General features: G+C 60.8%; 18 protein-coding genes. 9 read left to right on the top strand and 9 right to left on the bottom strand.

Going from position 1 to position 26,115, the window contains the following annotated elements:
* Positions 1-43 precede the first annotated feature (43 nt).
* Positions 44-1,219, bottom strand: a complete 1,176-nt coding sequence (locus ACP15W_RS17995) for a S8 family serine peptidase (protein WP_424934321.1) — start codon at positions 1,217-1,219, stop codon at positions 44-46.
* A gap of 214 nt (positions 1,220-1,433) precedes the next feature.
* Here ACP15W_RS17995 and ACP15W_RS17990 point away from each other — a divergent pair, with 214 nt between their 5' ends.
* Entirely contained in the window at positions 1,434-2,057 is a 624-nt protein-coding gene (locus ACP15W_RS17990; RefSeq protein ID WP_424934320.1) for a hypothetical protein, read from the top strand.
* Positions 2,058-2,122: 65 nt separating this feature from the next.
* Here the strand turns inward: ACP15W_RS17990 and ACP15W_RS17985 are convergent, their stop codons facing one another.
* The 3 genes from ACP15W_RS17985 to ACP15W_RS17975 form a co-directional block, all read right to left on the bottom strand.
* A complete protein-coding gene (locus ACP15W_RS17985) occupies positions 2,123-2,467 on the bottom strand; it encodes a type II toxin-antitoxin system RelE/ParE family toxin (RefSeq protein ID WP_424934319.1) in 345 nt (114 codons plus the stop codon).
* Positions 2,457-2,714, bottom strand: coding sequence for a ribbon-helix-helix domain-containing protein (locus ACP15W_RS17980; RefSeq protein ID WP_424934318.1), 258 nt, complete (start codon positions 2,712-2,714; stop codon positions 2,457-2,459). Before ACP15W_RS17980 ends, ACP15W_RS17985 begins: the two co-directional genes overlap by 11 nt.
* Positions 2,715-2,784: 70 nt before the next feature.
* The gene (locus ACP15W_RS17975; protein ID WP_424934484.1) at positions 2,785-3,312 is read right to left on the bottom strand and encodes an RNA polymerase sigma factor; all 528 of its coding nucleotides are present in this window, start codon (positions 3,310-3,312) and stop codon (positions 2,785-2,787) included.
* Positions 3,313-3,526: 214 nt separating this feature from the next.
* On the opposite strand from ACP15W_RS17975, the gene ACP15W_RS17970 reads away from it, so the two are divergent.
* Both ACP15W_RS17970 and ACP15W_RS17965 read left to right on the top strand, forming a co-directional pair.
* Positions 3,527-4,747: a cytochrome P450 gene (locus ACP15W_RS17970; RefSeq protein ID WP_424934317.1), complete on the top strand. Its 1,221-nt coding sequence runs from the start codon at positions 3,527-3,529 to the stop codon at positions 4,745-4,747.
* Positions 4,748-4,957: 210 nt separating this feature from the next.
* Positions 4,958-6,562: a calcium-binding protein gene (locus ACP15W_RS17965; protein WP_424934316.1), complete on the top strand. Its 1,605-nt coding sequence runs from the start codon at positions 4,958-4,960 to the stop codon at positions 6,560-6,562.
* A gap of 223 nt (positions 6,563-6,785) precedes the next feature.
* On the opposite strand, the gene ACP15W_RS17960 is transcribed toward ACP15W_RS17965, so the two are convergent.
* Positions 6,786-7,700, bottom strand: coding sequence for a replication protein RepA (locus tag ACP15W_RS17960; RefSeq protein WP_424934315.1), 915 nt, complete (start codon positions 7,698-7,700; stop codon positions 6,786-6,788).
* An 803-nt stretch (positions 7,701-8,503) separates the two neighbouring features.
* Here ACP15W_RS17960 and ACP15W_RS17955 point away from each other — a divergent pair.
* The 4 genes from ACP15W_RS17955 (at position 8,504) to ACP15W_RS17940 (ending at position 15,550) form a co-directional block, all read left to right on the top strand.
* Positions 8,504-10,684, top strand: a complete 2,181-nt coding sequence (locus ACP15W_RS17955; RefSeq protein WP_424934314.1) for a GumC family protein — start codon at positions 8,504-8,506, stop codon at positions 10,682-10,684.
* Between the two features lie 103 nt (positions 10,685-10,787).
* On the top strand, positions 10,788-11,996 hold the full coding sequence (locus ACP15W_RS17950) for a glycosyltransferase family 4 protein (RefSeq protein WP_424934313.1): 1,209 nt from the start codon (positions 10,788-10,790) through the stop codon (positions 11,994-11,996).
* Between the two features lie 2 nt (positions 11,997-11,998).
* Positions 11,999-13,303: a hypothetical protein gene (locus ACP15W_RS17945; protein WP_424934312.1), complete on the top strand. Its 1,305-nt coding sequence runs from the start codon at positions 11,999-12,001 to the stop codon at positions 13,301-13,303.
* A gap of 63 nt (positions 13,304-13,366) precedes the next feature.
* On the top strand, positions 13,367-15,550 hold the full coding sequence (locus ACP15W_RS17940; RefSeq protein WP_424934311.1) for a hypothetical protein: 2,184 nt from the start codon (positions 13,367-13,369) through the stop codon (positions 15,548-15,550).
* An 83-nt stretch (positions 15,551-15,633) separates the two neighbouring features.
* Here ACP15W_RS17940 and ACP15W_RS17935 read toward each other — a convergent pair whose 3' ends face one another.
* Positions 15,634-16,587, bottom strand: a complete 954-nt coding sequence (locus tag ACP15W_RS17935; protein ID WP_424934310.1) for a calcium-binding protein — start codon at positions 16,585-16,587, stop codon at positions 15,634-15,636.
* A 206-nt stretch (positions 16,588-16,793) separates the two neighbouring features.
* Entirely contained in the window at positions 16,794-18,941 is a 2,148-nt protein-coding gene (locus tag ACP15W_RS17930) for a calcium-binding protein (RefSeq protein ID WP_424934309.1), read from the bottom strand.
* A gap of 476 nt (positions 18,942-19,417) precedes the next feature.
* Here ACP15W_RS17930 and ACP15W_RS17925 point away from each other — a divergent pair, with 476 nt between their 5' ends.
* A complete protein-coding gene (locus ACP15W_RS17925) occupies positions 19,418-20,899 on the top strand; it encodes a class I adenylate-forming enzyme family protein (RefSeq protein WP_424934308.1) in 1,482 nt (493 codons plus the stop codon).
* Positions 20,900-20,912: 13 nt separating this feature from the next.
* Here ACP15W_RS17925 and galE read toward each other — a convergent pair whose 3' ends face one another.
* Positions 20,913-21,941: a UDP-glucose 4-epimerase GalE gene (gene galE / locus ACP15W_RS17920; RefSeq protein WP_424934307.1), complete on the bottom strand. Its 1,029-nt coding sequence runs from the start codon at positions 21,939-21,941 to the stop codon at positions 20,913-20,915.
* 231 nt (positions 21,942-22,172) lie between these two features.
* Complete coding sequence (locus tag ACP15W_RS17915) at positions 22,173-23,336, bottom strand: glycosyltransferase family 4 protein (protein WP_424934306.1); 1,164 nt, start codon at positions 23,334-23,336, stop codon at positions 22,173-22,175.
* An 869-nt stretch (positions 23,337-24,205) separates the two neighbouring features.
* On the opposite strand from ACP15W_RS17915, the gene ACP15W_RS17910 reads away from it, so the two are divergent.
* Complete coding sequence (locus ACP15W_RS17910) at positions 24,206-26,068, top strand: calcium-binding protein (RefSeq protein ID WP_424934305.1); 1,863 nt, start codon at positions 24,206-24,208, stop codon at positions 26,066-26,068.
* The last annotated feature ends 47 nt before the right edge of the window (positions 26,069-26,115 follow it).

Here is a 26,115-nt window from a genome sequence, read left to right as displayed (position 1 = left end):
CCCGCCGAAACCAAGGGGGTTTCGCTGCGAAACCTCCCCGGTTTCAGCCGCACCCCCCGCCGGTCTGGGGCAGCCCGTAGCCATAGATCTCGTCGCGACCCTCGGGGCCCAGATCCCGGCTCGATTGCGCCAGCCCGCGCCGAAGCGCACTTGCCGAGCCGCCACCCGCCAGCCCCGGCTCGGCCGCGATCATCGCAGTCACGAAGGGGGCCGCGATCGAGGTGCCGCTCATGTAGCCCGCACCCGTGGGCACGAAGACATCGACGCCCGGCGCCGCGAAATCGATATGGCTGCCCTCGGGCGCCCGCGCATATGGCCCCTCCGCCGCATCCACCGCCGTCACCCCGATGGCTTGCGAGAATGCTGCCGGGTAGCGCGGCGCGGTGCCCGGTCCGCTATTGCCCACGGCTGCCACCAGCACCATGCCCCGGTCGCCCGCGGCCTGGATCGCCCGATCAAGGATCTTGTTGTAGGGACCAGCGAGGCTCACGTTGACCAGCCAGACATCGTTTGCCGCCAGCCAGTCCATGGCACGCGTCATCGCATCAACGCCTGCCACCGCATCGCCACCACGTCCCACCACGGCGGCACTGTAGAGCGTGGCGCCCGTGAGCCGCCCCTCGCCGCCGATGAGGGCTGCAATCGCCGTGCCATGCTCGGCTGCCAGCGCATTGCCACCCGTGAAATCCTCCTGCACCACGCGCGTGCCGCTCAGCGCCGGTGTGGAGGGGTCGAGCGCGCCGTCGATCACGCCCACGGCGGTCAGCGCAACGCAGCCGCCCTCGGGCCATTCCATGAGCGCGCCGGCATATTCGCGCGCAGACCCGCTCTCGGCCTGAAGCGTATAGGCGTGGTTGACGCCTGCGGTCGCACTTCGCTCCAGTGCCTCGATCTCCGCGATAGCCCCGAGCGGTGTCTGGTCCGGCGGAAGCCCGAGCACGAACTGCGTCATTCCCAGCGCCCCGAGCCGCTCGCGAGCCAGCACCTGGTAGCCCCGCGCCGTCACCCGCGTTTCCAACCGCCCGGCGGCCTCCTCGGTCGAGACCAGCGCCACGATCTCCCGGTCATCGACTACTGATGTCAGATCGCGGCGCACCTCCGCCTGGGAGGGCGGCGAGAGCGTGGGCGGCTCCGGTGCGCAGGCGACGGTGATGGCAAGAAGCGCACCCGTTCCGGCGAACCGCACACAGGACCACAGTTTGGACTTTACCGACTTCACTCACTCATCTCCCTGCCATCAATGATCTGTCGAGCCACCCCCGGTGGCGGTTCAAATTCACCCCGCGAAAATCTTTGCCCAAGGGCCGCGAAAATTGAACCGCGCTTTTGCCCCGCGCGACCAATATTCGTATACGGGCAGAGCAGGATCAGAATTCTGCCCGTTTCTGCCTCGCGCGAGGGGCGCGTTCGAGGCCGGACTGGAGGATATCGAAATGGTCACGAGACCGGACATGCCCGATGACGAGACACTTGCAGCCTTCGTGCGCGGCGATCTCGATCCTGCGGAGGCGGAGCGCATCTCCGGGCTTGCCCGCGAGGAGCCCCAGCTTGCCGCCGATATCGCGATGATCCGGGGCGTGCGCGCCGCGGCAGAGACGGAAGCGGCGGAGGTGAATGCACCGGGTTCGCTCGGGTGGTCGCGGCTCTCGCGTGCCATCGATGCGGAAAAGCCCGCTGAGGCGGAGACCGGGACGGGGCAGGGCAGGGGGCAGGTGTTCCAGCTTCGGCCCGTCTGGCAGCTTGCAGCCGCAGCCGTGGTCGCCATCGGGCTTTGGCAGGTGGCGGTGGTGCCGCTGCTCACCGAGCGTCCGGGGGACCTGCCAGGCTATGCGCCGGTGAGCGAGGCGCCCGTGGAGGGGTTCAACCTGCGCGTGGCGTTTGCGCCGGAGGCAACGGAAGGCGAGATCCGCGCGCTGCTGCAGGAGATCAGTGCCGAGGTCACCGGCGGCCCCAGCGCCATCGGACTCTGGACCCTCGGGTTCCGCAGCGAAACCGACCGGGCCGACGGGTTGACCGCACTGCAGGCTTCGCCTCTCGTCGAAAGCGCACAGGAGTAGCAGGCCCTCACGGGACTCCGACTGCAAGGTTTCGGAACGAAACCACGGGAAAGCGTGGCTGACTGTCAGGTGAGCAATCGAAACAGAATACGGGCGTCATGATCCTGTCCGCCGAAAAATACGGCGAGAACGCGCAAGATCTGCCGATCATCGTCGACATCGAAATAATAAATAGCGCGCCCCTTGGTGACATTGCGCACACCGCCACCGAGATGCGGCCGCCGCGTTCCCTGATGGGGAATGTCCCCCAGGGTCTCCATGGTATCCTCGATCTGAGCGAGCCGCTCACCAGCGCGGAGAAAGGCCGTATCCGTGCTGTCACCGAAACTTTCCGCTGTCTCGACAAGGAATTCGAATATCAGTTCGAGGTCGCGATCCACATCCGCCGAGCGAATGACCTCATAGGCCACGCTCGGCCCGTTTCCGCGCAATCATGTCCCGTGTATTGCGGCGCCCTTCCTCGAGCGAGACAAAGACGCCGGCGCGGCGCTCGTCGAGAATCTCCCGCAAGGCATCGGAAGCTTCGGATTGCTCGCGCAGCAACTCAAGCCCCTGCTGGAGAACCGCGCTGAGACTGGAATACCGGCCCTGCGCCACGAGACTGCGCGCATAGGCCTCCTGACTTTCGGTCAGCGATATCGAAGCCTTGATGCTCATGATGCCGCCTTTCTGATGCTACTCAGTAGCATATTACGGCGCGCAGCACGCCAGAGCAATGGCGGTGCCTCTACGTCCGCCCGAGGCAGTGTTTCAGGAGCTGCTTGGCGTGGTGGACGCGGGTCTTGATCGTGCCCACCGGCACGGCCTCGGCCTCCGCGATCTCCGGATAGGACATGTCCTCGTAGAAGGCCATGCGCACGGCCGTCCGGTGCGCGTCGCTCAGCTTCTCCATGCAGGCCCGGACCCGGGCGACATCGGACGCGTTCTCCATGACCTTCTCGGGAGAGGGCGCGTCATCGGGAATGGTCTGGTCCGGTTCGCCCAGCACCATCTTCCCCCGGCGGCGCATCCGGTCGATGGCCTTGTTGCGCGCGATTCCGAAGATCCAGGTCTTGGCCGAGGAGCGGCCCTCGAAACGGCCGGCATTGCGCCAGACCTCGAGAAACGCCTCCTGCATCACATCCGCCGCCTCATGGGCATCGCCCAGCCGGAAGCGCAGGAAGTGAAAGAGCGCGTCCGAATGCCGCTCGTAGAGCGCCTTCATCGCAAGCTTGTCGCCTGCGCCCACCTGCCGGATGAGGTCGGCATCCTCCATCACTTCACTCGGCTCCGCACCTGCACACCCATCCGGACACATGAAGGCTCCCTATAGCGCGATTTTACCGCGGCCCAAACCCTTCCTGCCACCTTTGAACCGCCGCGCCACCCCACGCGACAGACCCCTGCATCAATTCGTTTCACAGGCCCGCCCGATTCCGGCATGATGGACCTAAGCAGGAACGGGCCGGATATCTTGCAGGAGCCCGCACATGGCCGCCCAGACCACCGCCCCGAGGGAGGCGACGCTCGTCGATCCCGCCATCCTTCTGAACGAAGACCCGCATGCGGTCTTCGCCCGGTTTCGCCGCGAAACCCCGGTCATCCGGACAAGCGAGCACCGCTTCATGGTCCTGCGCGCCCGCGATGTGGCCGCGATCCTGCGCGACACGCGGACCGTGCAGATCGAGGGCACCGATTACGCCCGCTACAACGGGGTGCCCGAAGGCCGGGCCACGCGCTTCCTCGCCGATTTCTTCCTGTTCTCGAACGGTCAGGACCACCGCACCGGGCGCAGCCTCTTTGCCGCGAGTTTCTCCCATGGCGCGATCCGGGGGCTCCGCAGCGGGATACGCGCCACGGCCGAGACGATCACCGCCGAAATGCCCCGCGGCGAAAGCTTCGACTTCCTTGCGCATGCTGCCTCGCGTGCGCCGGCCGAAATGATTGCCGCCATTCTCGGCCTTCCGCGGGAGGAAGCCCCGCATTTCGCACGGCTGGTCTATATCGTGGCGAACCTTCTCGTCCCGGTCTATCCGGCCGAACGGCATGCAGAGATCGAGGCCGCGGCCGGTGAACTGCATGATTATGTTAGGCTTCACCTCTCGCGGCGGATCGCTGCCCCGCAGGAGGACATGCTGAGCCGTGTCGTGGCGGCCTGGCGCAAGACGCAGGCCATGAGCCTCGACCGGCTCGCCCACCAGGTGATGGGGCTGATCATAGGCGGCAGCGACACCACCCGCGGCGCCATCGCCATGACCACGGCGTTGCTTTTGGAACATCCCGACCAATGGGCCGCCCTGCGGGCCGATCCTTCGCTCATCGCGGGGGCGGTGAACGAAGGGCTGCGGTTCGAGCCCCCCATCGGCTCCACGGTCCGGCTGGCGGCGATGCCGCTGATGGTGGACGGTGTGGAGATCCCGGCGGGACAGATGATCGTGCTCTCCACCCTCTCGGCCCTGCGCGACCCGGAGGCCTACCCGGACCCGAACCGGTTCGACATCCGCCGCGAGGGCCACCCGCGCGACCATCTCGTCTTCGGGGGCGGGGTGCATCGCTGCATCGGCGAGATGCTCGCGCGGGCCGAAATCGAGGAAATGATCGGCGCGATTGCCCGGAATGCGCCAGGGATCGAGCTCACCCGTGCACCCCGGCTCGAGGGGTTTGGCGGTATCCGGCGCATCACGCCGATGGAAACGCGGATCCCGGCCTGAAGACAACCACCTGAAATCATTGGTTTAGATCTGCCCGGCCGTCGGCACTTCCCGGCGGCCGGCTCTTTTTTGCGACTTCCCGCGATTTTTTTCTGAACCGATCGCCGCCCCGCCACGACCCATGATCAGCGATGCACGAGATGAGGGGCCGGAGTGGCCGATTAGCCATCCGGTGAGCATCGCGGAAACAGAAAGTTTTGGAGATTGAAAATGGCGAAGCTCGAAAAGATCCTCCCGAAGGCCGCAACCGAAGGCGACGACTACATCGTGGGCACCGAATGGGCCGAAGTGATCGAAGGCCTCGGCGGCGACGACAAGATCAAGGCCAAGGGTGGTGACGACACCGTCCGTGGCGGCGACGGTGAAGACACGATCAAGGGCGGCGGCGGGGACGACGTGATGCTCGGCGATCGCGGCAATGACAAGATCTATGGCGAGTATGGCAACGACACCAACATCTGGAACAATGGCGACGGCACGGACAAGTTCTACGGCGGCAAGGGCTGGGACACCCAGATCGTCAACGGCTCGGCCGATCTCGGCGACGAGTTCCTTATCCAGGCCTACGGCGAAAAGGTTCAGCTCGACCGGGTCAATTTCGGCCAGTTCGGCGTCACCATGAAGGACGTCGAGGAGCTCAAGGTGAACGGTCTTGGCGGCGACGACACCATCGAAGCCGGCGAGGGCCTGGCCGATCTCATCAAGCTGAAGCTATCGGGTGGCGAAGGGCATGACTTCATCCGCGGCGGTGACGGCGAAGACAAGATCTACGGCGACGAAGGCGATGACCTCACGGTCGGTTTCCGCGGCAACGACAAGATCTACGGTGGTTACGGGGACGACACCAACGTCTGGAACAACGGCGACGGAACCGACGTGTTCAAGGGCGGCAAGGGATACGACACCCAGATCGTCAACGGCGCCGATGCCGCAGGAGACGCGTTCACCATCGAAGCCTATGGCGAGAAGGTCGAGTTCGCCCGCGAGAACCTCGGGCCTTTCGGGATCACCCTGAAGCAGGTCGAGGAGCTGCAGGTCAACGGCCAGGGCGGTGACGACACCATCGAGGCGGGCGAGGGCCTGGCCGATATCATCAAGCTCAAGCTCTCGGGCGGGGAAGGCAATGACGAGATCATCGGAGGCGACGGCAACGACAAGCTCTACGGTGACGAGGGTGACGATGAGCTCGAAGGTGAAGTCGGCGACGACAGCATGTTCGGCGGCGCGGGCGATGACACCATGGAGTGGGACAACGGCGACGGGTCCGACCTGATGGAAGGTGGTGAAGGGTATGACACCGCCGAGGTCGAGGGTGCGCTCGAAGCAGGGGATCACTTCGTCATCGAAGCCAACGGCGATCGAGTCGCTTTCGAGCGGGTCAATCTGGGCAACTTCACGCTCGACATTGGCACCACGGAGAAGCTCGAGGTCGATGGCGCTGGCGGCGATGACACGATCGAAGCCGGCAAGGGACTGGACAAGCTCATCGAGCTCAAGCTCTCGGGTGGCAAGGGCAACGACTGGATCGAAGGCGGTGACGGTGACGACTGGATCGATGGCGGCAAGGGCTATGACGTCATGACCGGTGGCGAGGGCGCGGACACCTTCGTCTTCAAGAAGGGCGAGGACGTGATCACCGACTTCGAGAAGGGCGTCGATAAGATCGTGATGGAAAAATACGACGCCTACTGGGAGTTCGAAGCCAAGATCGAGCAGCATGGCGATGACGTGACCATCGAATACGGCAAGAACAGCCTCACGATCGAGAATGTCGAGACCTGGGAACTGAACGAAAGCGACTTCATGTTCGTCTGAACGCTTCTCGATGGCTCATCTCACATCCCGGTCCGGAGCACCCGCTTCGGGCCGGTTTTCGCGTGCAGGATGTAAGGTAAAAAGGCCGTTGCGCGGATTGGAGGTAGAGTGGTCGGTAAAGTCCAAACTTTGTCGAAGGACTGGACAGGGCTGCTCGAAAAACGAAAACCCCACGCTCGGAAATACAAGCATGGGGTTTTCGGGAAAGCCCTGAAAGGGGATCTCAGCGCAGGGCGTGAACCTTGCGATCACCCACCGGCGCGTGGGATTGATGCAGCACGATACCGGCCTGGCTCAACTCGACCTGGGCCTCCGGATAAGCCGCCAGAGCCAGTTTGAGGCTCTTGGTGAACTCGGGCTTGAAATGTTTCAATGCCTTGAATCCGCTACCGAATTGCCCGTATAGCGCCGGCCACGAAACATTGGTCGGACCGTTGAGCCGGTGCAGTCTGTAGGCAAGCCAAATATAGACATCGAGCGCCATGCTCTTGCCGCTGATCTGGCGAATTGCAGCTTCCAGCACGGGAACCGGGTGTTCCTTCATGGCGCGGAAGAACTTGTCGTTGAGTTCGACAGTGTCTTGCCAAAGCTCGTTCTGGTTCGGCTCCGAGCGGGAGAAATGCAGCGCGTTTTCGACGAAGGCACCGTTGTGGCGAACCTCGCCGCCATCATCGCGTTCATGGAAGAAGGTCAGGTGGCATGCGGAGATCCGACGGCCCTGTTCACGAACCTGGCGGTAGGTGTTCCCACCGATCGAAAGCCCCATGCGGTCGAGCCATGCATTCATTGACCGGCCGATTTCAACGAAGCGGCTGTCGGTCTGTAGCGCACGGGTCTGGAGGTAGAGCAGGATCATCCGTGCGGTGGATCCGTAAGGGATTCCAATGGGATCGCCCTGTCGTGACTTACCGCTTTCAATGAGAAGCGTGATCCGGTGCCCGTCCCGGCGCCAGGTTTCGATCTTCGGATTACGGTGGGGGAGTGCCGTCAGGCAGAAACCGGAGTAGGTGAAGCCCATGCGACCGGTCTCGTCAGACATTACCGCAGACGCGATATCGGCGAGGACGCGATCTGTTCCGAGCAAATCCTTGGTCTGGGTCTTCCCGTGCTTCAGGATGAGCTCGTGGACATCACCCATGGGTCACCTCGGTTCTGGTTTTCGAATGTGGGCTGAGACTGCCTAAGCTTTTCCAATCTGTCTACTTGGACTCTACCGACCGAACTATTTGAGAATCTTTTTGTCTTTCTTTTTGTACAGCGTCGGTAGAATCCAGGGGATAAGCCGGTTTTCGTCGGGAAGGTCCAAATTTGGGGTCGGTAGAGTCCAGTGGATAATGGCTCTACCTTGTGGATAGTCGAAAACCGGTCGGTAGAGTCCAGTGGATAAGACTTTACTGGAAATTGAAAAAACGAATCACCTTGAGAACGAAGAAACTGGGGCCTTGCGCCGTGGAACGCTGCCGGTTGAACCCGACATGCGGGCCGGTTCTGATCCGAAGATCATGGGAGGACTACGACAGATTCCGAGCTTCGGTCGGGAAAGTCCAAACTTTGAGCACCCAATCCCGACTGCAGGGGCATTTGGGATCATGGGGTAGCATTCGGTTTGCTAACCGAGTTTGCGCTTTGAGATGAAACACTACCTCTGGAGGTTGGCGGATTGTTGCCGTTTGTGTTAGTAGCCGTCGGATACGTGCTTCCGGAAAGTTATTGATACGCGGAGAAATTTTTATGTGCTTTGCAGAAATGCCCCATCGTAACGATACAATGAATTCGGTATTGGGTGCGCTAATATAATGCTTTATGTAGAGATCTTCGTGTTCAGTTCGTGGTTAGCGTGTGTCCCAGATAAAGCGTCATCCTCAAGTCGTCGATTATCCCGGCGAAGTCGTTCATCTTCATCGCTCCAAACGGGAAGACGACAGCGGCGAGATTTTCAATTTGCGTGAGATCTTTCTGAAGATCTGGCGGGGCCGGTGGGTCATCGCCATCAGCATTCTTATCGCCGTTGTTTTGGCAGCAATGCTGATTTCGCGGTTTGAGCCGCGCTATTCGACATCTGCCACGGTGATGTTCGGGATTGAGCGCGCAAACATCGCCGATCTGAACGAGATTCTTGTTTCTCCCGAGTTCGATCAGGACACGTTGGAGAACGAGGTGCAGGTGCTGCGCTCGTCGAACCTGATCAATCGGGTGGTCGACGAACTGGCCCTCGACGAGAATCCGGAATTCAATCCCTATCTGATCGAGCCCGAGCCCGGGCTGGTGGATCGGATCGACGCATCGGTGAATTTCCCCGAATGGCTGCGGTCCTCACTGATGCAGGCAGGCTTTCTCACGGCGCCGGAAGAGGAACCCTTGAGTGCCGAGGAGCAGGCAAGGCGCGGGCGTCTTGCCGCGGTGGAGACCGTGCGGGAGAATCTCGCTCTCGCGCCAGTGGACGGCTCGCGGGTGATCGAGATTTCCTTCGTCTCATCAGATCCGCAGACTGCGGCCGATGTGGTCAATGCGATCGCCAACAAATATATCGTCGATCAGTTGCAGGCCAAGCTCGAGACGACGCGTTCCGCGACGATCTGGCTGTCCGAACGCGTAGATGAATTGCGCCAGCGGGTGCAGGACTCCGAAGAGGCTGTCGAAACCCTCCGTGCCGAGCTTTCGCTTGCCGCGGGCCAGAGCCTCGAGATCACACAGCAGCAGCTTGCCAGCCTCAATGCATCGTTGTCCGAGACACGCAGCCGCACGGCTGAAATCGAAGGGCGCTACCTGCGCCTGACCGATGCCCTGGCCGAGAATCGCGATCTCAGCGCGGAATCTCCGCTGATCCGGGAATACCGCGAAGAGGAAAGCGACCTGATCGCCCGGCGCAACGCGCTTTCCGTGACGCATCCGCAGCGTCCGCGCCTTGAGGCCCAGATCGAGGACATTCGCGAGCGGATGCGCGAGGAAGCCCAGCGGATCCTGACCACGGTCGAGGTCGAACTGGCTGCCGCCCGCACACAGCAAGAAGAGTTGGAGTCCTCGGTTCGGGAACTTGAATCCAAGGCGCTCGATCAGTCGCGACAGGAAATCCGTCTGCGCCAGCTTGAGCGTGAGGCCGAGGCCAGCCGACTGATCTACGAGAACATGCTCAGCCGACTGAAGGAAACCGCGGAGCAGGAAAGCCTGCAGAACGCGGACGCCCGAGTCCTGTCGCCGGCCGAGTCTCCGCTTTCCCCGATCTCGAGCCATGCCAACATGATCATGGCGCTGGCTGTGACCTTCGGTGCCGCGGCAGGGGTTGGCATTATCTTCCTGTTCGATCACCTCAACAACACGTTCCGGGTGCCTCCGCAGATCGAGGAGCTGACGGGGTATCCCGTGCTTGCCACAATCCCCGCAATCGGCTCGCGCACCAAGCGCGAGGAAGTGGTGCGGAACTTCATGGAGAAGCCGGCTTCATCGCTTTCGGAAGCGATCCGCAACCTGCGCACCAGCATCCTGTTCTCCAATGTCGACAATCCGCCGAAGGTGGTGATGTTCACCTCCTCCATTCCGGCGGAAGGCAAGTCGACCACATCGATGCTCGCCGCCATCACCAGTCGACAGATGGGTAAGTCCGCGATCATTGTCGATTGCGACCTGCGTTTGCCTTCGGTGGCCAAGCTTCTGAAGCGCGAGGAGCAGAACAAGCCAGGCCTGCTTACGGTGCTGGAAGGTGGCGCGAGCTACCAGGATGCGATCTATGAGGATCCCGAAACCGGACTTCATGTGCTGATGGCGCGGCCCAATGAGCGCCGGGTGCATGTGAATGCGGCCGACATTCTGTCCTCCCAGCGTTTTGGCGAATTGCTGAAGACGCTCTCCGAGGAATATGACCTCGTGGTTCTCGATACACCGCCTGCGGTGATCGTGACTGATGCGCGCGTCATGTCGCCTCTGGTGGATGCAGTAGTCTATATCGTGCGTTGGGATCACACGCCGCGCGAGGCGGTGCTCGAAGGTCTTAAGGAACTGCAATCCGTACGGGCGCCGATTGCCGGGATCGCGATGACCATGGTCAATGAATCCAAGGCGTCGGAATATTACCAGGACGGCTACAGTTACCAGAAGGGCCGCTACAAGGACTACTACACGAGTTAGTCCGGGTTCCCCGCGTGAAACCGTGGCCCGCAGAAATGGACATGGCCGAAGGGCCTATTCACTGCCGGCCACCCATGGTCATCAGCCAGAAATCGGGTGCCGAATGCCTGTAGAGAGCGTTCTCATCGTCTATGACTTCGCCGAGATCAACGGTGGCCAGGCCAAGGTCGCGATTGATTCCTCGCGCCTCTTGGCGGATCGGGGCATTGATGTCACGTTCTTCGCGGCTTGCGGGCCAGAGGATCCTGCGCTCGATCATCCGAAGATCACCGTAGAGAACCTTGGGCAGGCCGATATTCTCAACGAGAAAAGCCGTCTCAAGGCAATGGCGCGAGGCATCTGGAACCCGGAAGCGCGTAAGCGTCTCCGGCAGCGCGCGGCCAGCATGGATCCGGAGACGACTGTGCTGCACTGCCACGGCTACGCCAAGGCGCTTTCGCCTTCGATCGGGCCGGAACTCGTCTCGGGGCCGCTCAAGAGCGTCTATACGATGCACGAATACTTTCTCGCCTGTCCCAATGGTGGCTTCTACGATTATCAGAAGAACGAGATCTGCACCCGTAAGGCACTGAGCGCGAGCTGTCTGACCACGAACTGCGACGTGCGCCATCCGGCGCACAAAGTCTGGCGCGTGGCGCGGCAGGCGGCGACCTGGGGGCCGGGGCGGATGCCGCGCGGGCTGCGCGATGTCATCTATATTTCAGAGACCCAGAAGCGCGCGATGGCCGGATATATGGGGCCGAGAACCCGAATGCATCATGTGCCGAACCCGGTACCGCTGCAGGATCTGGAGCCGGTCCGAGCATCCGAGAACGACATCTTCCTCTTCATTGGCCGCTTCAATCCTGAGAAGGGCGCGGCAATTTTCGCCGAGGCCGCCCGAAAGGTCGGCGTACGTGCGGTTTTCATCGGTGATGGTGCGGAGACGGAAGCGATCCGCGCTGTGAACCCCGATGCCGAACTTGTAGGCTGGAAGTCACCCGCCGAGGTGCAGGACTGGATTGGTCGGGCCCGTGCCTTGGTATTCCCAAGCCTCTGGTATGAAGGTCAGCCGCTGGTACCGCTCGAGGCGCTTGCGCGTGGTGTTCCCGTGGTTTGCGGAACCTGGAGTGCGGCCGTGGAGCATGTGGAGGACGGGATCAACGGCATCCATTACACCGAGCCCGGTGCGGCGGCGCTGGCCGATGCGCTTGACCGGGTCAAGACACTCCCGAATTTCGATCCTGCGCCTGTGCGCGAAGCCGTTGATCCGGAGCAGCATTACAACCGGCTAATTTCCGTCTATAACGGATTGCTGGAACAGGACGTCTGACAGTGATCCCGGCACACCAGATATCAAGACTGGCGACCATCATCTGCATCGTAGGCTTTGTCGCGATGCCTTTGAGCTGGGTGCCGATCATCTCCACCGGCGGAATGGTCCTGGAAGTTCCGAATGTCGTCAGCGTGCTGTTTCTTGCGATCCTGCCTCTTGCGGTTCTCAACTCGCGAAGGATGTGGCGCATCAACCTGACCTTCGGGCTCATGTTTCTCTGGTCGCTGGTCTATGCCAGCGCAATCATCGTGCATCATACGCCGCAGGGGTTTGCCTATCTCTGGCTGCAGGTGATGCAGGCCGCCTTCGGGTGGACGCTGGCGCTTGCCATCGCTCATAGCGATATTCGCCTCAGCCGGGCGGCGCTCTGGGGGATTGGCTCGATCGCTCTGGCGCTGCTTGCCTCATCGTTATTAACGAATGTTAACCTGATCGCGGTGTTTACCGACTATCTGATCTCGGGCAACCGAACCCGGTTCATTTATCAAGGCATGCGAACGGTCTTCAATGCGTTCACCTTCCAGCTGTCGGATTTCGGCTATGTTGCCTCGCAAATCAATGCGCTTGCAAACACAGTCGCGCTCTATGCCATCATGGTATTCATGAATGATGGCGAGAATGGGACTTCTCCGGTTCTGAAAGCCGTTGCGCTTTTTTGTCTCGCGGTTGCCTTCGTGCTCTTCTCGGCCTCCGCGAACCTGGTCATCGTCTTCTTCCTGATTTGCCTGGGGCTGCGAGCCACGACGCGGGCGCCCCAGTTTGTCCGGGCAATTTTTCCGCTACTGGTCGTGGCGTTGATGATCCTGGCCTTTGGCCCTGTGACGGAATTCCTTGGCGGCAACCTTGACGCGGATACGGATTCTCGGGGCGCCCGGCTGGGGCAGTACAATTACGCCTTCGGTGTCATTTCGGAGAATCTCTGGGGCGGGATCGGCTATTCCGAATTTGGGGGGTTCACGGTCCACAACTGGGCGCTCTTCTCCTGGGCGGCGGCGGGATATGCGGCCTTCATGATCGTGTGTCTCATCTATCTCGTTCTGATGCTGTCGACCGTGCAATACGCCGCGGTGATCCGGAAAAGCACCGATGTCATTCTTGCCGTCCTTCTGCTCATGGTGATCCGAACAGCCGTTGGTGGCGGTGGAGGTATTCCTACGGGCAGCGCAATCGTCGCTTCCGCGGTAATCGTGGGACTTATGGAGCGGCACCTGCGCATGGCGCGACAGCCTTCGCCCGAGCCGGAACCCGATCACGATCCTGTTGCTGTTCCTGCACCCGGGAAGGGCTATTCAGTACCTGCTTGAACTGCCATTTAGGCGCGTAACTTTGGGCCAGGCAGACCGGCGGAACAGGAAGGGTGAAGTCACATGAATCGCAGGGGTTTCTTCGAATCCGGAGCGGCACTGGCAGGATTTGGCAGTGGGGCGCTACTTGCCTCTGGCGCCGCCGCGCGGGAAGTGCCCGGTGCCATACCTGGGCGGAAGATTCTCAGTGCCGGATCGGTATTGGAAATGCGCGCTGAGGAAGCTCTGCGGATCGGTGATTTCTGCACCTGCCCGAAGGGTACCTACAGCATCGTTGCGGCAAATACCTATGCGGCCAACGGGAGCACGGTGGTGGATCTCGCCGGCATCGAGGGCCAGGCCGTGCTTGGCGCGACCGAGCCGCTATCCGACATGGCGGAGATGCTCGAAGACACGCGCCCCTCAACCTGGTTCTCGGAGGCGGACATCGTTCGCACGCGCGCGGAGAACTACGCCTTCGAGGTTGCCCAGGCGGATACGTCCGGTGGTCTTCTGAGCAATTCTGGGGGCGCACAGTTCCGGGTGGCGGACCAGCCAATCGTGGCCTTCAATGCCTTTGGTGGTGGTGCGCATCGCGGCGGGATCGAGAACGCGGCCGCCCTCAAGCGCGCCATCGAGGCGCTGCGAGTGACGGGGGGGCGGATCCTCTTTGGCAGCGGCACCTACCGATTCAATCCGACCACATACCCAGCAACGGAAGCCACGGTCTGGCTGATCGGGGCCGGGTTCCGCGCCACCCAGTTCACCCCCTCCTACCATGGCGGGAGTGACCGAACCTGGATGATGGTCTTCGGCGAAGATGACGTTGCCAGCCATTACGGCTTTTCCGGCATTGATGTGGTGCCCCCAGAGCATCCCGAGCGCGCCCGGTTCAACGGCATTCGGGTCTGCTCGACGAACCAACTCGTTGTGCGCGATTGTTACGCACGTTTCGTCGACGGTACCGCCTGGCAGCTCGAACGCGCTCATAACAGCAAGATCGACTTGCGCACCTACAAGTGCGGCTCCTCTGAGGAGGGTGTGCATTCAGTCTTGATCACCGGCACGCTCGGAAATTTTGGGCAGGATCAGGATGCCGTCTTCAACGACGCGGTGATCGTCGGCTTTACCGAGCAGGACTATCTGGGCTGGAAAATCGAGAACGGCCTGGTGATCCGACCGGAAAGTTCGATGAAGGTGCATGGCGGCCCGGAAGCCACCCGTTCGTTGCATTTGCACCGGATCAACAATGGTGCGATGTCGGTCTACCCGACACTTGGCTTTGACAGCGAAGCTTTCATGGTGATCTCGGATGCGGGCAGTGCCGAGGAGCAGACCCTTCCGATCGAAAGCGCGTCCGAACCGACCCGGTTCAACCTGCACATCGTTTCCAATAACAACATCCGCAATTTCGGCCAGAAACCGGGGGCGCTGCTGGCGATCGACTGCGCCATGCCCTCCTCGCGGGTCAATGTCTCGGGCGACCTGCTGCGGAATGTCGAAACCGAAGGCGGATACAAATACGTTCGGCTGGCGGCACCAGGCAACGCCAATGCCGAGATCGACCTGAGTGACCTGAAATTTCAGGATGCCGATACGTCCAAATGGATCGAGGACAACCGAACCGAGTCTGCGAAGCTGATCTCGCGCCGTGCCACGGGTGTACATCTACATCCGATGATCGGGCTTGGCGGTTCCGGTGCGCCCTGGCGGATCATCGGCCAGACTGACTACATGATTGCCAATGGAGACCCTCAGGCGGGCGCGGCACCGCGTATGAGCCTGATCGGCATGACCGAGGCCAACCGGCCCGGCGGCACATTGCTCTATTCGCCCATGCAGCCGGTTTCCGCTACGATCGAAGGCGCATCCGGCCCACGCACGCTCATCGCCTCTCAGCGGCTTAACATTCCGCTACATGGGGGCAGGGGGGCTGTTGCGGTGCTCCGACGCATGACGCTGGGCGCGACCGGAATTGCGACATCTCATGATGAGGCAAATTTCTGGCAGGCGCGGCTTTATGTGGGCGATGCCGCGACAGACTGTGTGCTGAGGCTTGATCTCACGAGCCAGGCCCCCGGAGACGGGTTGCCTTCGAAGGTGCTTCCTGGCTGGCGACCCGAGGCACGGGGCCTCGACTTCCACCAGGGCATTGAGGGGCTGACCGTCGAGAGGGATCAGACTTTTACCCTGCGGCTTGAACCGCAGGGAAGCCCGCCCGCCCTCGAGGACATTACCGCCACGGTCTATTTCGAGATGCGGAACTGAGACCGAACGGTTTCCTGATTTTCTGAACACAGTGAAGCCCGAGCTGTTCGGCTTGGGCTTTCCTTTGTATGCGAAGGACCAACTCAGCCGAAGATGAAGTCGCTTCTGTCGATCTCGCTTCCGTCGATGTCTTCGAGCACGACAACCGTGTCTTTCCAGGTGATCTCCACATCCGACCCCGTATCGGTGACCGAGAGCTTGCTGAACTTGTTCGCGCCCCTGGTGATCTCGATCAGGTCCTCGCCGTCTTCGAAATCGGTAATCGTGTTGGCTCCGTGGTTTTCGCCGAAGATGAACGTGTCTGCATCCTTTCCGCCGGTCAATTCGTCATTGCCGCTACCAGCATAAAGTCGGTCCTCGCCCCTGTTGCCCCAGATGCGGTCATCGCCCTTTCCGCCATAGACCTTGTCATTGCCGGTTCCGCCATAGACGTCATCCCGGCCTTTCCCGCCGGCGAGATTGTCTTTTCCTTCATCGCCATGAAGTTCATCGCGGCCAGTCTTGCCCTTCAGCGTATCGTTGCCACCGTGACCTTTGAGACGGTTGGCTTCGCTGTTGCCGATAATGGTATCAGCCAATGCCGTGCCGGAGATATTCTCGATCCCGGTCAGCTCGTCGGTATAGATGCCCTTCTGAAGCGTGGTCGTGCCCGATTCCGCCAGCGTGACCTCGATACCCGTCGTATCAACGTTGAAGTAGGTGGCTGTGTCGGTGCCATCCAGCGCAGCGACATTCTGGTTTCTGCCGCCGCCATTGACACCGTCATTGCCGAGACCGGGGGCGATGACATCGTCGCCACCCTTGCCCCAGAGCATGTCGTCTCCCTTGCCACCGGAGACGTAGTCGTCGCCCTGATCGAAGCTCGGTCCGGCATCTGCCCAGATCTCGTCGCTCCCTCTGCCCCCATAGAGGGAATCGTCACCACCGGCACCGGCCAAGCTGTCATTGCCGGTAAAGCCGTATGCGGAATCGTCATTGCCACCGCCAAACCATTCGTTGTCGGTATTGGCGGTCTGGTCGCCGTAATAGAGGGCCATTCATTATCTCCGATGACCTGCCACTCCTGCGCCGGAGTACAGCAGTCTGCTCTTATTGTCTTGTAGGGAAATGGATTAACCCGCACCCGGTTCCAAGCTCCATGGCACCGGAAAATGCTCGGCAAGGACTGGCCTATCGGACAGCAAAAAGATGCCCGCCAGAAATGGCGGGCATCTGCGTTTTCGGGAGGTCCGGGAGGATCGGATCAGGCGAAGAGGAAGTCGCTTTCGCCGATGTCGCTCCACTTGGTGTCCTCGAGGATCACCTTGGTGTTGGCCCACTCGACCTTCACGTCGTCGCCGATGTCGGTCACGGTGAGCTGGCCGTAGTGGCTGGCGCCCTTGTTGATCTCGATCTTGTCGACGCCGTCCTCGTAGTCCTCGATCCAGTTCTTGCCGTGGCTCTTGCCGAAGACGAACGTGTCCGCATGGTCGCCACCCCAGATGTGGTCCTTGCCGCCGCCGGCGTAGATGTGGTCCTTGCCCTTGTTGCCATAGAGGTAGTCGTCCCCCTTGCCGCCGTAGACATAGTCGTCGCCGGCACCGCCGTAGACATAGTCGTTGCCATCGTCGCCCCAGACCTTGTCGTCGCCGTTGCCGCCGTAGACGGTGTCGTGGCCATCGCCGCCCCAGACCTTGTCCTTGCCTTCGCCGCCGGCGACATCGTCATTGCCGTCTTCGCCCCAGACCTTGTCCTTGCCGTCACCACCCGAGACCTTGTCGTCGCCCTCGCCGCCGTAGACGTAATCGTCGCCATCATCACCCTTGACGGTGTCGTGACCCTTGTTGCCGTAGACGTAGTCGTCGCCGTAGCCGCCGCTGACATAGTCGTCATCAGCCCCGCCGTAGGCGTAGTCGTTGCCGTCATCGCCGTAGACATAGTCTTCGCCGTTGCCACCATAGACGGTGTCGTCACCGTTGCCGCCGTAGACCGTGTCGTCGTCCTTGCCGCCGGCCACGTGATCATGGCCGTCACCACCCCAGAGGTAATCCCAGCCGTCTTCGCCCTTCACGACGTCGTTGCCGTCTCCGCCGCTGAGGTAGTCGTCACCGTCACCACCCTTGATGGTGTCTTTGCCTTCACCGCCATAGGCGTCGTCGCCATCGGCACCACCCCAGATCTCGTCATGGCCCTTGCCGCCATAGATGTAGTCGTAGCCATCGCCGCCGTAGATCTTGTCGTTGCCCTCGTCGCCGTAGAGCCAGTCATTGCCGCCATAGCCATAAATCTTGTCGTCGCCCTTGCCGCCCCAGTAATAGTCGGCTCCGGCAGTACCGTAGAAGTAGTTGTCGGCACCGCTCTTCACGATGAGATCATAGGTCCCGGTATCGGAACCGGTATAGGCCCCGGCCCGGACGTAGTAGTAGCCTGATGTGGCCGGCGTATAGGTTGCGAGTGCATCGTCGCCGTAGCCGCCATCGTTGTTCCAGGCGAGCCACGAGCCGCTCGAGTCATGCACGCTCACATATGGATCGAGCGAATAGGAGTTGAGGTGGAACTCGTACTCGGTGCCCGCGGTGAGATAGACCTTGAAGACGTCCTTGTCGTAGCCGACCTCGACCTCGCCCGTGACCTTCTTGCCGATGGGGGCATAGCCATAGGGGTCCTTGGTGTCCCCGACGTAATCCGCATAGTCGTCCGGAACGATGTCCTTGAGTGAATAGGTCGTGCCGCCGAACTTGTAGTATTCGAAGTTCATGAGCTCGTCCGTGCCCTCGTCGGCATAGTAGTGCGCACTGTCGGCCTGGCGCTCGGCCAGTGTCCGCGTGTCGGTCACGGTGACCTTGCCGCTATAGGCGTTGTAGCTGATGTCGTAGTCCGAAAGATCACCCTTGTAGACGGCCGTATCGTATCCGTCGCCGCCGTCGAGCGTGTCATCGCCGCCATAGCCTTCGATCTTGTTGTTGTAGCTGTTGCCGGTGATCGTGTCGGCCTTGGCCGAGCCGGTGATGTTCTCGATGTTCTTGAGTTCGTCGGTGTAGATGCCCTTGTCGACATAGGTGGTGCCGGAGTTCTTTAGTTCGACTTCGATCGGCGTGTAGTCGAGCGCGATATAGCTGACCGTGTCGTACCCGCTGCCGCCATCCACATCGTCATTGCCAGTGCCCGGCGCCAGGGTATCATCGCCGCCCTTGCCCCAGAGCATGTCATTGCCGTCGCCGCCGGACAGGTAGTCGTCTCCCTGATCGCCGCCGGGTGCGTCGCCCCAAAGCTCGTCATTGCCTGTGCCGCCATAGAGGTAATCGTCGCCGCCCGTGCCGGACAGGCTGTCATTTCCGCCGAAGCCGAAGGCGGAATCGCTGCTGTTGGTTCCGAACCACTCGTCGGCTGAATTGGTTCCGTAATATGCCATTGGATAGTCTCCCTGGGTCAAATCATGTTGCCAGTTGCGCGAAACCGGCCGCTTTTCGGCCGGGGATCGCCTGGATCACATGTCTGGGGGGTGGCCCTTCAGGCCGGGCTGGTTGCCCAAGCTCCCCGAGACCTGTGCCGATCTCCTTCGCAGCAAGTGATACCGGCAGAGGGACTTCAGGCGATGTGACAATCCTCACGTCTGCCCATCAAATATGCAGCTAATCTCAAAACACGATTTGGCTTGTACTATGTATCGCGTCTTCATCCAGGCAGTTGGTGTTTCCGTTCTGGAGTTGGATGGCGCGAATACTTGTACAGCAAGCCATTGGAATGATGCGGGATGAGATAATGACGGCAGGGATTCGTGAGAGCGGCGCAAAAATACATGATATGTCTTGGCATGCGGGGGTGTTGCAGGACGGGCTACTGGCACCCGAGGCTGATTTGAGAAGAACAATCGGGGACGAAGACAAGATGACTTTAGCGCAGGTATTTTCTTCCGGGGCGGGCAATTTCCCGAAATTCGCGGCGATCCATCACGGACCGCATCACCTGGCCTACGGGCAGATGCATGGCGATGTGGAGCTGATCGCGGCGCATCTTTTCGCTGAAGGTGTGCGGCCCGGTCAGATGGTGGGCACCGACAGCTCGAATCCGGTCACCCATTGGTTGACACTCCTCGCGCTGATGCGGCTCGGGGCCGTCACGGTGTCGCTCTCCCCGCGCTTCGAGGAGGAGGTCGCGGTGCTGCCAGGGCTTTCGATGGTGCTGAGCGACGCCGGGGAATCACGCGACTACGGGCCCTCGATCCGGCAGCTGCGGATTCAGTCCGGCTGGGTGGATGAACCGCCCGCCGAGGCGGTGGATCTGCCGTCGGTTGAGGTCGCCACGGCGGCGCTGGGGCGGATTTCTTTCACTTCCGGGACCACCGGGCGACCCAAGGCGGTCCTCCTCGACAGCGCGATGCTGCACACCCGTGTCGCGGGCACGGCAGCCCGCAGCCGGATCGGCGCGGAAACTGTGCTCTGGTGCGGGCTGGGTCCGGACAGTTCGTTCGGTTTCGTGACCGTGCTCGCAACCTGGCTCGCGGGGGGATCGATCATCTTTTCCCGCGGGGGCAAGGGAGGCTATCGCTATCTCCTCGAGAACGGGGTCAACCAGATCGTCGCCTCGCCCGCTTCGCTCAATGCGCTTCTGCGTGATGCGATGACCGGCGATCTGCCGCGGTTGAAGGCATCGGCCATTGTCGGTGGCGGAAGGCTCACCGCGGGGATGCGCGACCGGCTGCTGAACCGGGTCTGTGCGGAGGTGATGGTCAGTTTCGGCTGCTCGGAGGCGGGTGGTCTCGCCGTGGGTGACAGTGCCGGTCTCGATGCAGAGGGCGGCTATGTGGGGCAGATCGCGCCGGATGTGCAGGCGCGGATCGTCTCGGAGACGGGCAAGGAACAGCCGCCGGGCGAGACCGGGCATCTCTGGGTTTCCTCGCCGTCGATTGCACGCGCCTACCTGGGCGATCCGGCAGCGGACCGGGATCATTTCCGCGACGGCTGGTTCCGCACCGGCGACATCGCGCGGATCGCCGGGGATCGGGAACTGGTGATCCTCGGGCGGTCCGTGGACACTTTCAACCTCGGTGGCGTCAAGGTTCCTGGCGCGGATATCGATGCGATCGCGGCCGAGTTCGACACGATCGAGGATGCTTGCGCGGTGCCGCTGGGCCCCGGTGGGGAAGAGGCCCAGATCGCGGTTGTCATCGTGTCGAATGCGCCCGAACCCGATGCGCTGGCCGCCCGGATCCGCGCGCGCCTGCCGACGATCCCGCCCTTTCTCGTCGTATCGGTGCCTGCCATCCAGCGCAGCGCCATGGGCAAGGTCAACCGTCCGGCCCTCGGAAGCCGGGTCTCGGATGCCGCAGCGGGTGGGACATCCGAGATCGCGGTGCTTGGGAGATACTGACGGCTTCAGCCCGTCATTCGGCGCTGTAACCCTGCGGGTTCTGGGACTGCCAGTTCCAGGAACTCTGGCACATTTCGTCGACCGAGAACTCGGCGCGCCATCCGAAAGTCTGCTCGGCTTTTCCGGGGTGGGCAAACATCGTTGCGACATCACCGGGGCGGCGCGGAGCGATGTTGATCGGGATCGGTTTGCCGCAGGCCTTGCCGAAGGCAGTGGCCATCTCGAGAACGGAGGTGCCGCGCCCGGTGCCGAGGTTGAACGCTTCGCAGCCCCGGCCTTCGCCATCGCCGCCTGCGCACCAGTCCACGGCCGCGAGATGCGCCCGCGCCACGTCGACCACATGGATGTAGTCCCGCACGCCGGTTCCATCGGCCGTGTCGTAATCATCACCGAAGACGTTGAGTGCCTCGCGCCGGCCCACGGCCACCTGGGCGATGAAGGGCATCAGGTTGTCCGGTATGCCGTTCGGGTCCTCACCGATCCGGCCGGAGGCATGGGCGCCGACCGGGTTGAAATAGCGCAGCAGCGCGATCGACCAGGACGGGTCGCTGCGGGCGAGATCCTCGAGAATACCCTCCATCTGCAGTTTGGTCCGGCCATAGGGGTTGGTCACGCTGAGCGGGTGCTGCTCATCGATCGGCAGGTATTGCGGATCGCCGTAGACCGTGGCGCTCGAGGAGAAGGCGAAGCGCCGGCAGGACGACTCGCGCAGCGCGTCCAGCAGGACCAGCGTTCCGTAGACGTTGTTATGGAAGTAGGGCATCGGATCGACGACCGACTTGCCCACGGCCTTGAGGGCGGCGAAGTGGATCACCGCTTCGGGCTGGAACGCATCGACCGCGGACTGGATGGCATCCCTGTCGCGGATGTCTCCTTCCGTGAAGCCGAAATCGCGGTTGGTGAGTTGCTTGACCCGGGAAAGTGCCGTGGGGCTCGAATTGCTGAGGTTGTCGATGACATGCGCCTCATGCCCGGCATTCAGAACCTCGAGCAATGTATGGCTGCCGATATAGCCAGCGCCTCCGGTAATCAGGATCCGCAACTTAATTCTCCTCGCAACTTCGAAGGCATGTGCCCCACTCATGTAAACTACCGGACAGCCCCCCAGCCGCCGCGATCCCGCGAACCGGTATGAGGTCTCACTCCCAGATGTATATTTAGGGGATGTTAATCGGCAGTGCCCGGGATCGCGTCAATTGAAAAAGTCCGGGGGTGCCACCTGTTCCGGCCGCGGCATGAAACCGGCCACCCGGCTTCATGCGGCATGCTTGGCCTACCCGACAAGCGCCAGGTAGAGGTTGTCGATCTTTTCCCGGAAGCGGGCAACCGTGTGACGGTCTTCGAAGGCCTGGCGCGCATTCTTGCGCATGGCGCGCAGGTCCTTCTTCTTCAGCCCGGAAAGCGTGTCGCGAATGCTTGCGGCCGAGAGGTGGAAGACATGGCCCGTCTGGCCTTCCTCGATGAAGGAGGGCGGTGCGCCGCGGTCGCTGACGAGCGCAGGCGTCCCATTCCGGAACGCCTCCGCAACCACCAGGCCGAACGCTTCCCAGCGCGAGGGCACGATGATCGCGTCCGCGGAGCGGAAGTAGCTGTCGATGTCGCTATTGGCGACCCATCCATGCCGAACGACATTGGCGGATTCAGGCAGAACACCATCTTCTTCCGCCCCGTTGACGACGGCACCCCCGACGAGGTGCAGAACGATGTCCTGACGTTCCTTCAGAATGTCGACGAAGGCTTCCTGGAGGAGATCGATCCCCTTCTGGCGGTCGAAGCGGCCGACGAAAAGCAGGTGGATGCGCGGATCGTCCTCCGATCCAAATGCATCGTCGCGGGCGGCGTCCTTCGCATCCATCACGCAATTGTCGATGACGACGAAATTGCCCTTGTAGCCGTTGTCCCGGGCGAAGTCCTGCTCAGATGAGGAAATGCAGATGATCGAGTCCGCCAGGCTCGGAAGATGGCGCTCCACCATGGTCGCGACCCGATGGCGGAAGGTGCCCGGCTCGTATTGCTGGGCGGCCCAGCCATGGGAGCAGTAGATGATCTTCGATTTCAGCCCGATCGTCCGCAATGCCGCGAGCACGGGTAGCGTGAAGGTGCTGTGCGCGAAGACGATATCCGGACGCAGGGAGCGTGACGCCCGGATGGTGGACCAGATCAGCCGGAATGTCGGCAGGATGCCGCGGTCGGGTGCGGTGTAGGTCACCTTGTCAAGATCGTCGTCGAGATATTCCGTATGTCGCGACGGCGTTACGAAGACGTTGCGGATGCGATCCTGCTTGCCGATGCTGGACAGGACATTGAAATAGGTGGCGATCCCGCCCTTGGCTGTTTCACAGACATGGAGAACTTTCAGGCCGGCCAGACTTGCACGACGAAGACCGACGCTCCCGGCGTCGTCTGGTAACTTACCCGCAGATGCAACCGAATGCATGCGGGTTCCGCCTACAGCGTTTTGAAAAGAGAGCCGTCGTTTTGACGAGTCTCGAAGATATACACTATCATCCGGCATCAGAAGCACTCTGAGCAACCAAACGAGACACCTCGTTTCTAACTACCTTCACCACGCACGCCTACAGTTTTGTTGCACGACCTCATGTTAGCTACATTGAAGGCATGCAGACAATTTTATCGAATATACCATGGATTATGGTTGTCAACGAATTCCGATGTCATGGTTACTCCATGTGTGGAGCCCTATGTCTTCAATTATGTTAAAAATTTTTTGGGCAAGGAGGACGTCCACACGCAATATAGCCAATAATAGCAGGGTTTTGAGGACACTATCCGGGTCTTTTCAGTTTCACTGAAGCATTCCGGGCAACTTGCTCGGTTCGGCGCATTCTTGCTCATCCCCGTTTTCGAGCCGCACACGGGCCTCTGGTTCTATCCTTGATGCTCTGGGCCGGAATCCGCTGGTACTTTTGGGCGAACTGGTGGTGCTATTGCTAATGATGCAGAACGATGGAGGTTCCGCAGTTTAGCAAGCGTTCCTTAGGCCAGCGTTCGAATCAGAATATAATTCGCAGAAAGAAATAATTTTCAGTTACGATTGAAGATCTTCGCATCATGCGTCTGTGGCCGGCAGATCGAACGCAAATGTTCATCCTGCAGACACGATAGGCAATCCTTTGCCGATATCTCGTTTTTGATAAGCAAACTTATGCCGAGATTACCGCTGGTATAAGCGAGACTTTGCTCACAATACCTCAGCGTGTAGATTTATTAAGATTTAGCACGTTAACGGCTGCCTCACAAAGCAACGATCAGAACGATCAGGTTGCCAACGAGGGACCCCGCACTATGGCAGTCATTACAGGAAACGCAGCAAACAACACGCTCAACGGTACGTCGGGCAGAGATACGCTCAATGGCCAGGGCGGCCACGACAGGCTCGATGGTCGAGGCGGCCACGACCTTATCTGGGGTGGTGGCGGGAACGATACCGTCATCGGTGCCGCCGGCAACGATACGCTGAACGGCAATTGGGGCAACGACACAGTCTGGGGCGGCTGGGGCAATGATGTGCTCAATGGACATCAGGGCAACGACCTGCTGAACGGGCAGGGCGGGGCGGATACGTTCATTCTTGGCAGTGGGCTCGACCGGGTTGCCGACTGGAACCCGGGCCAAGGCGATCAGATCGATCTGCGTGGCGCGCTTAGCAACTACAATCCGAGCACGGACGATATCACTGATTTTGTCCGCGTTACCCGCAGCGGAAACACCTCCGTCATTGCCATCGATGCGAACGGAACCAACGGCGGCACGAATTTTCAGAATATCGGTGTGCTGAGCAATGCCAGCTATACGCACGTCAATCAGATGCTGAATGCCGACACGTTGATCATCCCGACCTCTTCTTCCGGTGGATCAACGGGCGGTTCCACAGGCGGCTCGACTGGAGGTTCGACCGGCGGCTCGACAGGCGGGGGCACGTCCGCGGCACCAGACGGCTCGGCAGCGGATTTCATGGACTTCCTTGGGGTCAATATCCAGATATCCACCAGCCATGCGTCATACAGCAACAACAGCCGTATGATCAGCGCACTGAACTACCTGAACATCGACAGCGTCAGAGTTGCGGCCGAGGCCCCCATCGACAACTCAAGTACCGGGTGGAGATACGATGCGCTCGCCAATGCCGGGATTGAGTTCAACTTCCTGATGCGACGAACTTTCCCGCAAGGCGGCGAGTCGTTGATGGACGACTACGTGGATTACTTCCGGGACTTCCTCCGGCAGCACCCCGGGAGCATCGAGTCTTTTGAGAGCCTCAACGAGGTTGGCAACTTCAACCTCAGCTACAAGGGGATGACCGGGAAGGCCGCCGCAAGCGCTTATCAGCGAGACCTCTACAACACTTTCGACGCCGATCCGGTGCTCGACGACATTCCGCTTCTCAACTTCACTGTCTATCGTTCGCAGGAAGACGCTCGGATGACCGGATATGGCGACCTGTCGAACTTTTCCGACGGTGCGCCCGCTCATTCCTACTTCATCTCACGGCTCAGCCCTTACGAAGAGATGCCTGACAGGTTCGACAATGTTCAGTTGCTTGACCGGAATAGCCCAGTCTACCTGACGGAAGCTGGCTACCCAACCAACGTTTCGAGAGGGAATTCTATTGCCGTCAATGAGACTGTGCAGGCAAAGCTGACCTTGAACCTGATCATGGACGCTTATGCCCATGACGTAGAGGCGATGTATCTCTACAACCTCTTTGATACGAACTCGAGCAACGCGTCATACAATCCTTACAATTTCGGTCTCTACAAGACGAATGGGACCGCCAAAAAGGCGGCTCATGCCATCCACAACATGACGACGATCATTGAGTCGAGCGGTGGAGCCGGCGGTACGGCCAATCTCGGCTATGATCTCCAGAACGAGGATTCTAAGACCCACTCCCTTACTTTGCAGAAATCGGGCGGCGTTACCGATCTCATCATCTGGCGGGAAGACATCATCTGGGATGTTCAGAACGCTCGTGAGATCAGTAACTCCACTCGCAACATCACGGTCGAGTTCGACGAGACGGTGAAATCGGTGGAGGTCTACGACCCTATGATTGGTACAGGCGTGCAGCGCCGCTACACCAATGTCGATGAGGTGAGCCTCCAGATCGACGACCATCCGATCATCCTCGAGGTCGATCTTCTCTGAGGCTACATAAGCAGGTCGGGATGGGCCTTTCCGCGATAAATTCCTCG

The sequence above is a fragment of the Amaricoccus macauensis genome, from assembly GCF_049800915.1.
Classification (GTDB): domain Bacteria; phylum Pseudomonadota; class Alphaproteobacteria; order Rhodobacterales; family Rhodobacteraceae; genus Amaricoccus; species Amaricoccus macauensis_A.
This window is presented reverse-complemented; position numbering and strand designations above follow the sequence as displayed.